Genomic DNA, 15604 nt, shown 5'->3' with positions numbered 1-15604 from the left:
GGCCCAGAACCCTACCTGCCTCGGATGAGCCGCCGAACCCGCTCCCACCGCTCCTTGATCGCGCTCTCCGCGCCGATCTCCTTGGGCCGGTAGTAGCGCGCGTCGGCGACCACGTCCGGGGCGTACTGCTGCTCGGCGATGCCGAACGGCTCGTCGTGGCTGTAGGTGTAGGTCGACCCGTGACCGAGCTTCTTCGCACCGCTGTAGTGGGCGTCGCGCAGGTGGGACGGGACGGGGCCGATCTTGCCGGCCCGGACGTCGGCCGAGGCCTCGGCCAGGGCGGTGGTGACCGCGTTCGACTTCGGCGCGACGGCCAGGGCGATGGTGGCGTGCGCGAGGTTGAACGCCGCCTCGGGCATGCCGATGAGCTGGACCGCCTGAGCCGCCGCGACGGCCGTGGTCAACGCCGACGGGTCGGCCAGGCCGATGTCCTCGCTGGCCAGGATGACCAGGCGCCGGGCGATGAAGCGCGGGTCCTCACCCGCCTCCATCATCCGCGTGAGGTAGTGCATGGCCGCGTCGGCGTCGGACCCGCGCACCGACTTGATGAAGGCGCTCGTCACGTCGTAGTGCTGGTCGCCCTGCCGGTCGTAGCGCACCGCCGCCTGGTCCACTGCCGTCTCGGCGGTCTCCAGGTCGATCTCGTCCCTGCCCCGACCGGCCGCCGCGCCCGCGGCAGCCTCCAGGTAGGTCAGCGAGCGGCGGGCGTCTCCCCCGGCCAGGCGCACCAGGTGGGTCGCCGCCTCCTCGGTGAGGGTGAAGCGACCCGCCAGACCCCGCTCGTCGGCGAGGGCCTGGTCGACCACCCGGCGTACGTCGTCGTCGCCGAGGGACTCCAGGCGCAGCAGCAGGCTGCGGCTGAGCAGCGGGGAGATCACGGAGAAGAACGGGTTCTCGGTGGTGGCGGCCACCAGCGTCACCCAGCGGTTCTCGACCCCGGGCAGCAGCGCGTCCTGCTGGGCCTTGGAGAAGCGGTGCACCTCGTCGACGAAGAGCACGGTCTCGCGCCCGCCCTGGACCAGCTCGTGACGTGCGGACTCGATGGCCGCGCGCACCTCCTTGACCCCGGCGCTGACCGCGGAGACCTCGACGAAGCGGCGGTCGGTCTGCCGGCTGACGATGGAGGCGATCGTGGTCTTGCCTGTGCCGGGCGGGCCCCACAGCAGCAGCGAGAGCGAGCGCTGGTCCTCGATGAGCTGGCGCAGCGGGGAGCCGGGCTCGCGCAGCTGCGGCTGCCCGACGAGCTCGTCGAGGGTCCGCGGGCGCATGCGCACCGCCAACGGCGCCGAGGCGGTGGTGTTGGCGGAGAGCGAACCGCCGCCCCCGGTGGGTGCACCGGGGGCGGCGAAGAGTCCTTCGTCCATGGAGATGGCCGTCAGGCCGAGACCATCTGCTGGGAGTCCAGGTCGAACCAGTGCTTGTCGTAGCCGGGGTTGGTCCCGACCGGCTGCGGGGTCACGGCCGGGTCGGGGCTGCCCTGCCTGTCCACGCCGAGCAGCCCGGTGGTGACCGGGGTGGTCGGGTGGCGACCGATCTCGCCGGCGAAGTGGCAAGCGACCTTGTGCCGGGGGCCGATCTGCAGCAGCGGCGGCTCGACCTTCGCGCAGATCTCCTGGGCCATCGGGCACCGGGTGCGGAAGCGGCAGCCCGAGGGCGGGTTGATCGGGCTCGGCACGTCGCCCTCGAGACGGATCCGCTCGCGCCGTCCGTGGCCGGCCGACTTGATGTCCGGCACCGCCGAGAGCAGGGCCTGGGTGTAGGGGTGGTGCGCGTGCCCGTAGAGGCTGTCGCGGTCGGCGATCTCCACGATCTTCCCGAGGTACATCACTGCCACCTCGGGACAGAAGTGCCGCACCACGGCCAGGTCGTGGGCGATGAAGAGGAAGGCGATGTCGAACTCGCGCTGCACCTCCTGGAGCAGGTTGATCACCTGCGCCTGGATGGAGACGTCGAGCGCCGAGACCGGCTCGTCGGCCACGAGCAGCTTGGGGTTCAGGGTGAGGGCACGGGCGATGCCGATGCGCTGACGCTGCCCGCCGGAGAACTCGTTGGGGTAGCGGTTGTAGTGCTCGGGGTTGAGCCCCACGACCTCGAGGATCTCCTGGACCCGCGGCAGGATCTTGTTCTTGGGGACGACCTTGTGCACCTCCAGCGGCGCACCGACGATCGTGCCGACGGTGTGGCGGGGGTTCAGCGAGGTGTAGGGGTCCTGGAAGATCATCTGCACGTCACGGCGCAGCGGCTTGAGCTCCCGGTTGGACATCCCGGCCAGGTCGACCTGATCGGGTCCGAACCGCATCGACCCCGCGGTGGGGGTGTAGAGCCGGGTGATGAGGCGACCGGTGGTCGACTTGCCACACCCGGACTCACCCACCAGGCCCAGGGATCCACCGCGCGGGACCTGGAAGGAGATCCCGTCCACGGCCTGCACGTGGCCGATGGTGCGGCGCACCAGGCCCGAGGACTTCACCGGGAAGTACATCTTGAGGTTCTCGACCGAGAGGACGGGCTCGGCGTCCGGGTCCAGCGGGGTGGGCGCGTGCCCGCTCTGGGCCAGCTCGGCGAAGCTGAGGTGGGGCTCCCCCTCCGCGGTGGAGAGCTCCTCCCCCTCGGTGACGGCCGGGTTCTCCGGGTTCTGCGGAGGGTGGTTGACGTCGGTCATCAGCTCAGCTCTCCTCGAGCAGCTCGGGGGCGATCACGGGGAGCACCTCGGTCTCGAAGACGGTCACGGGGTCGGTGAGGTGGCACCGCTTGAGGTGTCCGGGCCCGGTCGGGCCGGCCTCGAGCGGCGGCAGCTGCGTGGAGCAGAGCCCCCCGGCGACCTTGTCGGTGTGGGCGCACCGCGGGTGGAACGCGCAGCCCGACGGCGGGTCCAGCAGGCTGGGCGGGTTCCCCGGGATGGGGATCAGCTTGGAGGCGGTGTCCCCGGCGACGTCCGGGACGCTGGAGAGCAGGCCCCAGGTGTAGGGCATCTGCGGCCGGGTGAGGACCTCCTTCGCCGGGCCGTTCTCCACCCCGCGGCCGCCGTACATCACCAGGATGTCGTCGGCCATCTCGGCGATCACGCCGAGGTCGTGGGTGATGATGATGACCGCGGAGTTGAACTCTCGCTGCAGGTCCTGGAGCAGGTCGAGGATCTGCGCCTGCACCGTGACGTCCAGCGCCGTCGTCGGCTCGTCGGCGATGAGCAGCTTGGGGTCGTTGATCAGCCCCATCGCGATCATGGCGCGCTGGCGCATGCCACCGGAGAACTGGTGCGGGAAGTCGTCGACGCGACGGTCCGGCTGGGGGATGCCCACCCGGTCCAGCATCTCGATCGCCTTGCGGCGCGCCTCGCGCTTGGAGGCCTTCGGGTGGTGGACCAGGTAGGCCTCGGTCAGCTGCGAACCGACCTTGTAGAAGGGGTGCAGGGCGGCGAGTGCGTCCTGGAAGATCATCGCCACCTCCTTGCCCCGCAGCTTGCGCAGCTTGGACTCGGAGAGACCGACGACCTCCTGGCCACCGACCTTGATCGAGCCGGTGATCCGGGCGGTGCGGGAGTCGTGCAGGCCCAGCACGGCCATCGACGACACCGACTTGCCCGAGCCGGACTCACCCACGATGCCCAGGGTCTTGCCCTGCTCGACGGTGTAGCTCAGGTCGGTGACGGCGTTGACCAGTCCGTCCTCGGTGGGGAACTTGACCGTCAGGTCCTCGACGACGAGGAACGGGTCGCTCACGACAGCCTCACTCTCGGGTCGAGGACGCTGTAGAGCAGGTCCACGAGCAGGTTGGACAGGATCAGCGCGACCGCGGCGAACAGGGCGGTCGCCTGGACGATCGGCAGGTCCTTCTGGCCCACGGCCAGCAGGGCCCACAGGCCGATCCCGTCGATGTCGAAGATCTTCTCGGTGAAGATGGTGCCGGCCAGCAGGGTGCCGAAGTCGATGCCGAAGATCGTCACGACCGGCACGAGGGCCGCGCGCAGGGCGTGCTTGTAGACCACCTCGCGCTGGGGCAGGCCCTTGGCCTTCGCGGTGCGCACGTAGTCCTCGCTGAGGGCCTCGACCATGGCGCCACGGGCGTAGCGGGTGTACTGCGTGCACCCGAAGATGCCCAGGCAGATCCACGCCAGTGCCAGGCCTCCGAACCAGTCGATCGGACTCTCGGAGAACGGCACGTAGCCGGGGTTGCCGATGAACGGGGCCTCGAAGAGCACCGAGAAGTACAAGAAGGTCAGCAGGGCGAAGAGGTAGTAGGGCACCGAGCTGAGCACGAGGAAGCTGGAGACCAGCGACTTGTCGGCCACGGTGCCCCGCCGTCTCGCGGCGGCCACTCCCAGTGGCACGCCGAGGAGGAGGTAGAGGAAGGCGCCGCCGATGGCCACGGAGAAGGTCGCCGGGAGCCGGCCCTTCATCTCGTTCCAGACCGGCTTGCCGTTCTTGTACGACAGCCCCAGGCAGGGTGCGTCGCAGCGGGTCGTCTGGCTCGCGATCGTGATGTCGCGGCCGGTGAAGATGCCCCCGACGTACTCCGGGAACTCGGTGTACCAGGCGTTGTTGTAGCCGAGCTCCTCGGTGAAGACCTCGAGCTTGGCCGGCGTGCAGCGCTGAGATGTCTTGGAGTCGCAGATCGCGCGCGCGGGCTCGCTGGGTCCGTACCAGAAGAGCAGGAAGATCGACAGCGACACCAGCAGCATCACGACGATGCCGGCGAGCAGCCGCTTGACGATGTAGGCGAACATCGCAGGTCTCCTTGTGGGAGTGGCGGGGTGGACGAGGAGGCCAGGGGGCCGGTGGGCCGGTGGCCCGGCGGGGAAGGACCCCCGGGGAGTTCTCCCCGGGGGTCCCCCGCGTTGGGGTGGGTGCCCCCGCCAGGATCAGCGGGGGCACCCCGAACCGTCAGTGGTTCAGGGAGCGCTGGGCGCTCACTGCATCACGAAGACGTTCTTGTAGTTCGGCGCACCCAGGGCCTCGTCACCCGAGGGGTTGCCGATCTTGGAGCCGAAGGTGAACAGGTTGTTGTAGTAGTTCACCGGGATGGCCGGGAAGAACTCGGTCATGATCTTCTCGTCGATGTCACCCCAGGCGTCGGCCTGCTCGTCGATCGGCATGTTCGGGACCTCGGCGATCATCTCGTCGATCGAGTCCTCGGCGAAGCCACCGGTGTTGTAGGTGGCGCCACCGCGGAACAGGGCCGGGATGAAGGTCGAGCCCGAGGGCCAGTCCGAGCACCAGTTCACGCCGCGGACGGTCAGGCTCTTGTTGAGCTTGTCGTCGGGGTTGGTCCAGGTGGAGTACGGCGACTCCTGGACCGGCGTGTACTTGACGGTGAAGCCGGCCTCCTCGAGGCCCTTCTGGGCGACCTTCGCGCCGGCGACCGCCAGCGGGTCCGGCTCGTAGTAGATCGCCGAGTACAGCGGCTCGACCTCGGACTCCGCGAGGAGCTCCTTGGCCTTCTCGGGGTCGTAGGTGAAGGCCTCACCGTCGACGAAGTACTCCGGCTTGCCGGCCATGCCCGGGGGCATGATCGAGTTCGCCTGGACGCGGGTCACACCGGGGACCTGGCCGGTCGCGGCCCAGACGTCCTCGTAGGGGTAGCCGTAGGCGATCGCCTTGCGGAAGGCGAGGTCGGTCTTGTCGTAGACCGGGTACAGGAAGCCGGTGCACTGCACGGACTGCTGGACCAGGCGGTCACCGAGGGTGTCGACGGCCTTCTGGTAGCTCGAGGCCGACAGGTCGTTGGAGATCGCGGTCTGCGACTCGGTGTTGTCCGACAGCATGATCTGGTCGGTCTGGTCCGGGTCGGCGTTGAACTTGAAGACGAACTTGTCGGCGTACTGGTGGCGCGCCGGGTCCGACTCGGGGTCCCACTGGTCGTTCTTGACCAGGACGAGCTCGTCCTGGGCCTTGAACGACTCGACCTTGTAGGGGCCGTTGGACATGATGTTCTGGCCGTAGGCCGGCGGGTTGGAGGCCTTGCCCAGCGGGGCGGGGCCCATCGCCATGAAGGCGCCCCAGTAGTCCATGTCGGGGAACGACTTGGACATGTTGATGGTGACGGTGTTGGCGTCGTTGTCGAACTCCACACCCTCCCACTCGGTCCAGTCGGTGTCCTTGTCGGTGTAGGGACCCTCGAACTCGTCCGCACCGGCGAAGAACTGGGTGGAGTACTCGGTGCCCGGGCCGCCGGGGAAGGCGGTGGAGTCCATCGAGCGGGCGATGCCGAAGGCGACCTCCTCGGCCGTGATCGGCGAGCCGTCCTCCCAGCTGGCGTTGTCACGCAGCTGGAAGGTCCACGAGGTGTAGTCGTCGTTGGGCTGACCCAGGTCGACCGCGAGGTCGGGCACCAGGGTGGCGTTGCCGTCGGAGTCGACGAGGTACTGGGTCAGCGAGCGGCTGGTGAGCGCCTGCTGGATGGAGTTGCCCGTCACGGACCACCCGTTGGTGGGGTCCAGGTCGTCGGGGCCGTAGTCACCGGGAAGGAACACCGTGATGGTGCCACCCGCCTCGGCACCCTCGACCTCGGGCGCGGGGCCCTCGGCGTTGGGGTCCTTGTCCTTGCCCGCGTCGGTCTCTCCGAAGTTGCCCTCGGCACCCTCGCCGGGCCCGTCTCCGGAACCACATGCGGCCAGGGCCAGGAGCGAGGCAACGGCGAGCGCTGCCAGCGGCTTGGTCCGTCTCATGTCTGGCATTTCCTTTCTGGTGCGCACCCGAGAAGGCTCCCGGGCGACGTGTGGGGGGTCCCGCTCAGCGGCGGGTCTTGGGGTCGAGCGCGTCGCGCAGCGCGTCACCGAGCAGGTTGAGCGCGAGCACGAGCAGCACGATCCCGATCAGGGGCTGGTAGAGGTAGAGCGCGTAGCCGTCGAAGAACGAGATGCCCTGGTTGAGGGTCTGGCCCCACGACGGGCGCGAGGTGACGCCGATGCCGAGGAAGGCCAGGCCGGCCTCGGCCGAGACGAAGGCGGGCAGCATCAGCGAGGACGCCACCACGATCGGCGCGACGAGGTTGGGCAGCAGCTCCTTGAGCAGCAGCCGGCCGGTCGGCATGCCCATGACCCGGGCGGCCTGGACGAACTCGCGCTCGCGCAGCGAGAGGACCTCGCCGCGGATCAGGCGGGCCACCGACATCCAGCCGAAGCCGGCCAGCACCATGATCAGGGCGAAGACCTGGATCGTCGTGTAGTTGGGCGAGTCGCGGAAGCGCTCGTTGATGATCGGCGCGATGGTCAGCGCGGCCAGGATGAAGGGCAGCGTGAGGAAGAAGTCGGTCACGAAGGTCAGGAACCGGTCGACCGCCCCACCGAGGAAGCCGCCGAGCAGGCCCAGGGTGACGCCGAAGAGCATCGCCAGGATCGTCGCGGTGGCCGCGATCTGCAGGGAGTTCTGCGCGCCCTCGAGCCAGAAGGCGAGGTTGTCGGTCGCCGTGCGCGGGGCGATGCCGAAGGGGTGGTCCATGGTCAGCGGGCCGTACGGCGGGCCGTACTCGGCCTTCGGCGTCAGGTCGAGGTTGAGGAACCGCGAGGGCAGCACCGTCTCGGTCGAGACCCCGAACAGCTTCTGCAGCGGACCGGCGAAGGTCGCGATGACGACGAAGAACAGCACCACGGCCATGCAGACCAGCGCGATCTTGTCGCGCAGCAGGCGGCCCATCGCGATGCGCAGGGGCGACTTGCCCGTGATGGTGCGTCCCTTGGTCCCCGGGTCCTCGCCCTTCGGCTCGTCGCTCAGGTGCCCCAGGGTCTCGGGGCCGGCGGTCTCTGCCGACATGCTCTCCCCATCAGTCCAGCCAGCCGAGGGTCTCCCGGCCGCACGCCTGCGGCGCGCCGGACGCGACTCTATGTGACCCCCGTCCCGAGGACGATCACTCCGCGGTAACGATCCGGACACGGCAGCGGCGGCGCCGCAACCGGTTTCCACCGATCGGGACGCCGCCGCATGATGGCGTGTGTCTCAGGCCTGTGCCGGGACGTCCTCCGCCGGCTTGGCGTCCACACCGGCCTCCTTGCGCTGCTCGGGGCTGATGGGGGCCGGCGCCGCGGTCAGCGGGTCGTAGCCGCCGCCGGACTTCGGGAACGCGATCACCTCGCGGATCGAGTCCGTGCCGGCCAGCAGGGCGACGATCCGGTCCCAGCCGAAGGCGATGCCGCCGTGCGGGGGCGCGCCGTACTTGAAGGCGTCGAGCAGGAAGCCGAACTTCTCCTGCGCCTCCTCCTCGCCGAGCCCCATCACCGAGAAGACGCGCTTCTGCACGTCCTCGCGGTGGATACGGATCGAGCCGCCACCGATCTCGTTGCCGTTGCAGACGATGTCGTAGGCCCACGCCAGCGCGTCACCCGGGTCGGCGTCGAAGCCCTCGACGTCCTGGGGGCTGGTGAAGGCGTGGTGCACGGCGGTCCAGGCACCGGCGCCGACCGCGACGTCGCCGCTGGCGACGGCGTCGGAGGCCGGCTCGAACAGGGGCGCGTCCACGACCCACAGGAACGACCAGGCGTCCTCGTCGATGAGGCCGCAGCGACGGCCGATCTCCAGGCGTGCGGCACCCAGCAGGCCCCGGCTGGCCTTGACCGGCCCGGCGGCGAAGAAGATGCAGTCGCCCGGCTGGGCGCCGACGTGGGCGGCCAGCCCGGCCTTCTCCTCGTCGGTGATGTTCTTGGCGACCGGTCCCCCGAGCTCGCCGTCCTCACCGACCAGGACGTAGGCCAGGCCCTTGGCGCCGCGCTGCTTGGCCCACTCCTGCCAGGCGTCGAGCTGCTTGCGCGGCTGGCTCGCGCCGCCGGGCATGACCACGGCACCGACGTACGGCGCCTGGAAGACGCGGAACGGGGTGTCCTTGAAGTAGTCGGTGCACTCGACGAGCTCCTGGCCCATTCGCAGGTCGGGCTTGTCGGAGCCGTAGCGGGCCATCGCCTCGGCGTAGGTCATCCGCGGCAGCGGCGTCGGGACCTCGTGGCCGATCAGCGCCCACAGCGCGGAGAGGATCTCCTCGGCCAGCGCGATCACGTCGTCCTGCTCGACGAAGGACATCTCGATGTCGAGCTGGGTGAACTCGGGCTGCCGGTCGGCGCGGAAGTCCTCGTCGCGGTAGCAGCGGGCGATCTGGAAGTAGCGCTCCATGCCGCCGACCATGAGCAGCTGCTTGAACAGCTGCGGGCTCTGCGGCAGGGCGTACCAGCTGCCGGGCTTCAGGCGCGCGGGCACCAGGAAGTCGCGGGCGCCCTCGGGGGTGCTGCGGGTCAGCGTGGGGGTCTCGACCTCGACGAAGTCGTGGCGGTCCAGCACGTCGCGGGCGGCCTTGTTGACCTTGCTGCGCAGGCGCAGGGCGGCGTTGGGGCCGGGGCGGCGCAGGTCGAGGTAGCGGTGCTTGAGGCGCGCCTCCTCACCGACCTCCACGTGCTCGGAGATCGGGAACGGCAGCGCCGCCGCGGCGCTGAGCACCTCGACCTCGCTGGCCACGACCTCGATCGCGCCGGTGGCGAGGTTGGGGTTCTCGTTGCCGTCCTTGCGGGCCACGACCTCCCCGACCACCTTGAGGCAGTACTCCGAGCGCAGCTGGTGGGCGACCTCCTCGTCGCGCACGACGACCTGGACGATGCCGCTGGCCTCGCGCAGGTCGAGGAAGGCCACGCCACCGTGATCGCGACGGTTGGCCACCCACCCGGCGAGGGTGACGGTCTGGCCGACGTGCTCGGGGCGGAGGGCCCCGGCGTCATGGGTGCGGATCACTGCTGCTTCTCCTCGGAGTTGTTGGTCGAGCCTGTCGAGACCCGGGGACGGAGGTCCCCGGCGGGCGGGGACCAGGTGGCCGGATCGGCCTCGACCTGCTCCCCTGTGCGGATGTCCTTGACCTGGTGGCCGTGCTCGCTGCCCGGGCTTGCGGGGAACCAGACGTACGGGACCCCGCGCCGCTCGGCGTAGCGGATCTGCTTGCCGAACTTCTGCGCCGATGCGGCGACCTCGCACGGCACGCCGCGCGAGCGCAGTGCGTGCGCGACCGCGTCGGAGGCGGCACGGGAGTCCTCGTCGGTGACGGCGACGACCACCGCGCTGGGGACCTTGCGGTCGGCGGCCAGGCCGGTGCGCGCCAGCAGCGGGACGAGGACCCGGCTGACACCGAGCGAGATCCCGACGCCGGGGTAGGTCGCGCGACCGTCGCTGGCCAGCGCGTCGTAGCGGCCGCCGGAGCAGATCGAGCCCAGCGACTCGTAGCCGTCCAGGCGGGTCTCGAAGACGGTGCCGGTGTAGTAGTCCAGGCCGCGGGCGATCGAGAGGTCCGCCTCGACACGGACCCGGTCGGTGACCAGGTCGGCACAGGCCCGCACGAGGGCGGCGAGCTCCTCGAGCCCCTCGTCGAGCAGCTCGTGGCTGACCCCGAGGTCACGCACGGCCGCCACGAACGAGTCGTCGGTGGCACGGATCGTGGCCAGCGCCAGGACCCGGTCGGCGGTGGCCGCGTCCAGGCCGCCCTCGGCCGTCAGCAGCTCGTGGACCTTCGAGGTCGGCAGCTTGTCGAGCTTGTCGACCAGGCGCATGACCTCGTCGGTGGCGTCGCCCTCGGCGACGCCGAGCCCGGCGTAGAAGCCCTGGATGAGCTTGCGGTTGTTGACCTGCAGCCGGAAGCCGGGCAGGCCCAGCCGCGCGGGGTCGGTCAGCCGGCTCAGCGCGTCCACCATCACCCGGGTGACCTCGACGTCGTGGTGGAAGGGCAGGACGTCCCGGCCGACCACGTCGATGTCGGCCTGGGTGAACTCGCGGTAGCGGCCGTCCTGGGGGCGCTCGCCGCGCCAGACCTTCTGCACCTGGTAGCGGCGGAACGGGAACTCCAGCTTGCCCGCGTTCTCCAGCACGTAGCGGGCGAAGGGCACCGTGAGGTCGAAGTGCAGGCCGATCCCGGAGTGTCCCTCCGCGGACTCCTCGTGGAGGCGGCGCAGCAGGTAGACCTCCTTGGAGGTGTCGCCCTTGCGCAGCAGCTGGTCGACCGGCTCGACGGCGCGGGTCTCGATGCCGGCGAAGCCGTGCAGCTCGAAGGTCTCGCGCAGGGTGTCGATCACCTGCTGCTCGACGATGCGCTGCTCGGGCAGCAGCTCGGGGAACCCGCTCAGCGGGGTCGGCCTGGCCATCTCAGAGCCCCCGCGTCACGGGGTCGGTGCCCGGACCGCCGTCGACGTGCTGGTCGGCGAGGTCGAGGAGGTAGGGGTTGGTGACGCGCTCGCGGCCGATCGACGTCTGCTCCCCGTGGCCCGGGAGCACGACGATGTCGTCGGCCAGCGGCAGCACCTTGGTCGCCAGCGAGCGCAGCATCGTCGGGTGGTCGCCGCCGGGCAGGTCGGTGCGACCGATCGAACCTGCGAAGAGCAGGTCGCCGGAGAACATCACCTCGGAGACGTCGGCGCTGTCGGCGTACGGCGTGCGGAAGGTGACCGAGCCGCGGGTGTGGCCCGGGGTGTGGTCGACGAGGAACTCCACGCCCGCAAGCTCCAGGGTGGCCCCGTCGCCGAGCTCCTTGACGTCGTCCGGCTCGGTCCAGGCGGCGTCCTGGCTGCCGAGCAGCTGCGGCAGCATCCGACGCATGTCGGTGGAGATGCCGGCCAGCGGGTCGGCCAGCAGGTGCCGGTCCTCGGGGTGGATCCACGCCTTGGCGTCGTAGGCGCCCGCGACCGGCGTGACGCACCACATGTGGTCGAGGTGGCCGTGGGTCACCAGCACCGAGACCGGCTTGAGCCGGTGCTCGCGCACGACGTCGGCCACGCCGGAGGCGGCGTCCTTGCCGGGGTCGACGACCACGCACTCCTGGCCCGGGCCCGTGGCCACGACGTAGCAGTTGGTGCCCCAGGGACCTGCGGGGAAGCCGGCGATCAACACCCGGCAACCCTAGCGATCCGGACGGGCAGGGCCGAACCGAGATCCTCTGCATGACTAGCATGGGGGCCTGCCGCGGCTCCGGGCCGCGCTGTGCCGCTGACCACACTGCCCCTCGAGGGCACCGAACACCAGGGACGAGCCGTGACGAGCCACGAGTGGGGCCGGGTCGACAGCGACGGGACCGTGTACGTGAGGACCGCCGACGGTGAACGTTCCGTGGGGCAGTACCCCGAGGGCACGCCCGAGGAGGCGCTGGCCTTCTACACCGAGCGGTACGCCGCGCTCGCCTTCGAGGTCGAGCTGCTCGAGAAGCGGATCAACTCCGGGGTGATGAGCCCCGAGGAGGCCGCCGAGTCCGTCCGGACCGTCGCGGGTCAGGTCGAGGGCGCCAACGCCGTCGGTGACCTGGCCTCGCTGATCGGACGCCTGGACGCCCTCGGCCCCGTCATCGCCTCCCAGCGCGAGGCCCGCAAGGCGGAGAAGGCGGCCAAGCAGGCCGAGGCCAAGGCCGCCAAGGAGAAGGTCGTCGCCGAGGCGGAGAAGATCGCCGAGGGCAACGACTGGCGCGGTGGCGCGAACCGGCTGCGCGACCTGCTGGACCAGTGGAAGAAGATCCCGCGCATCGACCGCGCGGGCGACGACGCGCTGTGGCGCCGCTTCTCCACCGCGCGCACCACCTACACCCGCCGCCGCAAGGCCCACTTCGCCGAGGTCAACGAGCAGCGCGAGGGAGCCCGGGCGGTCAAGGAGCGCCTGGTCAAGGAGGCCGAGGCGCTGGCCGACTCCACCGAGTGGGGTCCCACCGCCGGCCGGTACCGCGACCTGATGACGCAGTGGAAGGCCGCCGGTCCCGCCCCCAAGGACGTCGACGACGCCCTGTGGAAGCGCTTCCGAGGCGCCCAGGACGCCTTCTTCGGCGCCCGGGACGCCGAGAACGCCAAGCTCGACGAGGAGTTCGCGGCCAACGCGGAGGTCAAGGAGGCCCTGCTGGTCGAGGCCGAGGCGCTGCTGCCCGCCCTGGAGGGCGGGGGCGCCGACGTCGAGGCCGCCAAGCGCACCTTCCGCGACATCGCAGACCGCTGGGACGCCGCCGGCAAGGTCCCCCGGGCCCGGATGAAGGAGCTCGAGGGGCGCATCCGCAAGGTCGAGAACCTGATCCGCGACCTCGAGCAGGAGCAGTGGCGCCGCTCGGACCCCGAGAAGTCCGCACGTGCCGACGACATGGTCAGCCAGCTGCAAGCCGCCATCGACAAGGTCTCCGCGGACCTGGAGAAGGCCAAGGCCTCGGGCAACGAGAAGAAGGTCAAGGAGCTCGAGGAGAACCTCGCCTCGCGTCAGGCCTTCCTCGACATGGCCAAGCGCGCCAGCGCAGATTTTTCGTAGCTCGTCGTCGGCGAGCTGGGCGGCTCGCCCGACGCCTACCCCGTGACGCGGTAGGCGTCGAAGACGCCCGGCACGTTGCGCACGGCCTTGATCACGTTGTCGAGGTGCTTGGCCTCGGCCATCTCGAAGGTGAACCTGCTCTTGGCCACCCGGTCCCGGGAGGTCTGCAGGTTCGCCGAGAGGATGTTCACGTGCGCGTCGGAGAGCGCCATCGTGATGTCGGAGAGCAGCCGGGCGCGGTCGAGGGCCTCGACCTGGATGTTGACCAGGAAGGTCGAGGACTCCGTCGGCGCCCACTCGACCTCGAGCAGCTTCTCCGGGCGCGCCTCGAGGTCGCCGGCGTTGGTGCAGTCGCGGCGGTGGACCGAGACTCCCCCACCCTTGGTCACGAAACCGAGGATCGGGTCGGGCGGCACGGGGGTGCAGCACTTGGCGAGCTTGACCCACAGGTCCGAGGCTCCCTTGACGACCACCCCGGCGTCGCCGTGCGAGGCGCTGCGCCGGGAGCGTCGCCCGGTGATGGTGACCGCCTCGGCGAGGTCCTCCTCGGCGCCGCCGGTCCCGCCGTGCAGGTCGATGACCTGCTTGACGACCGCCTGCGCGGAGAGGTTGTTCTCACCGACCGCCGCGTAGAGCGAGGAGACGTCGGCGAGCTTGAAGTGGTCGGCGACCAGGGTCAGGGAGTCGTGGGTGAGCAGCCGCTTGAGCGGCAGCCCCTCCTTGCGCATGAGCTTGGCGATCTGCTCCTTGCCCTGCTCGATCGACTCCTCGCGACGCTCCTTGGTGAACCACTGCCGGATCTTGGAGCGGGCGCGGTTGGACTTCACGAAGCCCAACCAGTCCTGGGAAGGCGCCGCGGTCGGTGACTTGGAGGTGAAGACCTCCACCACGTCACCGTTGTCCAGGGTCGACTCCAGCGGCACGAGGCGGCCGTTGACCCGGGCCCCGATCGTGCGGTGACCGACCTCGGTGTGCACGGCGTAGGCGAAGTCGACCGGGGTCGAGCCGGAGGGCAGCGCGATGACGTCCCCGCGCGGGGTGAAGACGTAGGTCTCGGCCCGGTTGATCTCGAAGCGCAGCGACTCCAGGAACTCCCCCGGGTCCTCGACCTCGTTCTGCCAGTCCAGGAGCTGGCGGACCCAGCTCATGTCCCCCGAACCGGCGTCGGCACGCTTCTCGGTGTCGACCCCGTTGCGGCCGTCCTCCTTGTACTTCCAGTGCGCCGCGACGCCGTACTCGGCGCGGCGGTGCATGGCGAAGGTGCGGATCTGCATCTCCACGGCCTTGCCCTGCGGTCCGATCACCGTCGTGTGCAGCGACTGGTACATGTTGAACTTCGGCATCGCGACGTAGTCCTTGAAGCGCCCCAGCACCGGGTTCCACCGGGAGTGCAGGACACCGAGGACGGCGTAGCAGTCGCGGTCGTCGTCGACGAGGACCCGGATGCCGACCAGGTCGTAGATGTCGGAGAACTCCCGACCGCCCAGGATCATCTTCTGGTAGATCGAGTAGTAGTGCTTGGGGCGACCGGTCACCTTGGCCTTGATGCGGGCGTCGCGCAGGTCGTTCTCCACCTGGCTGATGACCTCGGCCATGAACTGGTCGCGCGAGGGTGCGCGCTCGGCGACCATCCGCACGATCTCGTCGTAGATCTTGGGGTGCAGGGTCGCGAACGCGAGGTCCTCCAGCTCCCACTTGATGGTGTTCATGCCCAGCCGGTGCGCCAGCGGGGCGTAGATGTCGAGGGTCTCGCGCGCCGTGCGCTCCTGGCTCTTCTGCGGCACGAACCGCAGCGTGCGCATGTTGTGCAGGCGGTCGGCGAGCTTGATCACCAGGACCCGGATGTCGCGCGACATCGCGACGATCATCTTCCGGATGGTCTCGGCCTGCGCCGAGTCGCCGTAGACGACCTTGTCGAGCTTGGTCACCCCGTCGACGAGCTGGGCCACCTCCTCGCCGAAGTCGGCGGTGAGCTCCTCGAGGGTGTACGGCGTGTCCTCGACGGTGTCGTGCAGCAGGGCCGCGACCAGCACCGGCTCGGTCATGCCGATACCGGCCAGGATCGTGGTGACGGCCAGCGGGTGGGTGATGTAGGGGTCACCGCTCTTGCGGACCTGGCTCGCGTGCAGCTCCTCGGCCGTGGCGTAGGCGCGCTCCAGCAGCGCCAGGTCGGCCTTGGCGTGGTTGGCCCGCACCGCCCGGAAGAGCGGCTCCAGGACCGGGTTGTGCGTCTGGGTGCGGGTCCCCATCCGCGCCAGGCGCGCGCGCATCGACCGCGCCGAGGGGGAGGTCGACTCGCCGCTCCGCTCAGCGGAGGCCGCCCGGTCGGGACGCCGCGGCGGGACCCGTGGGCCGGGAGGTGCGCTGCGGTCCTCGCTCAT

At 70.2% G+C, this 15604-nt stretch carries 11 protein-coding genes; 1 reads left to right on the top strand and 10 read right to left on the bottom strand.

Translation table 11 applies throughout. The annotated features are described in order from the left end of the window. Window positions 1–11: 11 nt before the first annotated feature. The 9 genes from BKA05_RS07740 to BKA05_RS07700 all read right to left on the bottom strand — a co-directional run bounded on the left by BKA05_RS07740 (window position 12) and on the right by BKA05_RS07700 (window position 11840). Complete coding sequence (locus tag BKA05_RS07740; protein ID WP_179530914.1) at window positions 12–1364, bottom strand: replication-associated recombination protein A; 1353 nt, start codon at window positions 1362–1364, stop codon at window positions 12–14. An 11-nt stretch (window positions 1365–1375) separates the two neighbouring features. Then, window positions 1376–2482: an oligopeptide/dipeptide ABC transporter ATP-binding protein gene (locus BKA05_RS07735; protein WP_179533055.1), complete on the bottom strand. Its 1107-nt coding sequence runs from the start codon at window positions 2480–2482 to the stop codon at window positions 1376–1378. 184 nt (window positions 2483–2666) lie between these two features. Beyond that, entirely contained in the window at window positions 2667–3719 is a 1053-nt protein-coding gene (locus BKA05_RS07730) for an oligopeptide/dipeptide ABC transporter ATP-binding protein (RefSeq protein WP_179530913.1), read from the bottom strand. Continuing rightward, on the bottom strand, window positions 3716–4723 hold the full coding sequence (locus BKA05_RS07725; RefSeq protein ID WP_179530912.1) for an ABC transporter permease: 1008 nt from the start codon (window positions 4721–4723) through the stop codon (window positions 3716–3718). The genes BKA05_RS07730 and BKA05_RS07725 overlap by 4 nt, the downstream gene beginning before the upstream one ends. A 183-nt stretch (window positions 4724–4906) precedes the next feature. Further along, a complete protein-coding gene (locus BKA05_RS07720; protein ID WP_179530911.1) occupies window positions 4907–6664 on the bottom strand; it encodes an ABC transporter substrate-binding protein in 1758 nt (585 codons plus the stop codon). A gap of 64 nt (window positions 6665–6728) precedes the next feature. Continuing rightward, the gene (locus BKA05_RS07715) at window positions 6729–7748 is read right to left on the bottom strand and encodes an ABC transporter permease (RefSeq protein ID WP_179530910.1); all 1020 of its coding nucleotides are present in this window, start codon (window positions 7746–7748) and stop codon (window positions 6729–6731) included. Window positions 7749–7931: 183 nt separating this feature from the next. Continuing rightward, window positions 7932–9704, bottom strand: coding sequence for an aspartate--tRNA ligase (gene aspS / locus BKA05_RS07710; protein WP_179530909.1), 1773 nt, complete (start codon window positions 9702–9704; stop codon window positions 7932–7934). Continuing rightward, a complete protein-coding gene (gene hisS, locus BKA05_RS07705; RefSeq protein WP_179530908.1) occupies window positions 9701–11098 on the bottom strand; it encodes a histidine--tRNA ligase in 1398 nt (465 codons plus the stop codon). The genes aspS and hisS overlap by 4 nt, the downstream gene beginning before the upstream one ends. Window position 11099: 1 nt before the next feature. Continuing rightward, window positions 11100–11840 (bottom strand): MBL fold metallo-hydrolase, encoded by a 741-nt coding sequence (locus BKA05_RS07700; RefSeq protein WP_179530907.1) that lies wholly within the window; start codon window positions 11838–11840, stop codon window positions 11100–11102. Between the two features lie 141 nt (window positions 11841–11981). Here BKA05_RS07700 and BKA05_RS07695 point away from each other — a divergent pair, with 141 nt between their 5' ends. After that, window positions 11982–13223, top strand: a complete 1242-nt coding sequence (locus BKA05_RS07695; protein ID WP_179530906.1) for a DUF349 domain-containing protein — start codon at window positions 11982–11984, stop codon at window positions 13221–13223. Between the two features lie 35 nt (window positions 13224–13258). Here BKA05_RS07695 and BKA05_RS07690 read toward each other — a convergent pair whose 3' ends face one another. Then, window positions 13259–15604 carry a RelA/SpoT family protein gene (locus BKA05_RS07690; protein WP_415836664.1) on the bottom strand — a complete coding sequence of 782 codons (2346 nt, stop codon included), beginning with the start codon at window positions 15602–15604 and terminating at the stop codon, window positions 13259–13261.

Source organism: Nocardioides marinus, from assembly GCF_013408145.1.
GTDB classification, from domain to species: Bacteria; Actinomycetota; Actinomycetes; order Propionibacteriales; family Nocardioidaceae; genus Nocardioides; species Nocardioides marinus.
The sequence above is the reverse complement of the archived record's forward strand: the minus strand, read 5'-3'. Positions and strand labels throughout refer to the sequence as shown.

Bases quoted from the DNA above. Each gene is read 5' to 3' on its own strand.
- BKA05_RS07720 (WP_179530911.1), bottom strand. From the start codon at position 6,664: ATGAGACGGACCAAGCCGCTGGCAGCGCTCGCCGTTGCCTCGCTCCTG.
- BKA05_RS07690 (WP_415836664.1), bottom strand. From the start codon at position 15,604: ATGAGCGAGGACCGCAGCGCACCTCCCGGCCCACGGGTCCCGCCGCGG.
- BKA05_RS07715 (WP_179530910.1), bottom strand. From the start codon at position 7,748: ATGTCGGCAGAGACCGCCGGCCCCGAGACCCTGGGGCACCTGAGCGAC.
- BKA05_RS07735 (WP_179533055.1), bottom strand. From the start codon at position 2,482: ATGTACTTCCCGGTGAAGTCCTCGGGCCTGGTGCGCCGCACCATCGGC.
- BKA05_RS07725 (WP_179530912.1), bottom strand. From the start codon at position 4,723: ATGTTCGCCTACATCGTCAAGCGGCTGCTCGCCGGCATCGTCGTGATG.
- hisS (WP_179530908.1), bottom strand. From the start codon at position 11,098: ATGGCCAGGCCGACCCCGCTGAGCGGGTTCCCCGAGCTGCTGCCCGAG.
- BKA05_RS07740 (WP_179530914.1), bottom strand. From the start codon at position 1,364: ATGGACGAAGGACTCTTCGCCGCCCCCGGTGCACCCACCGGGGGCGGC.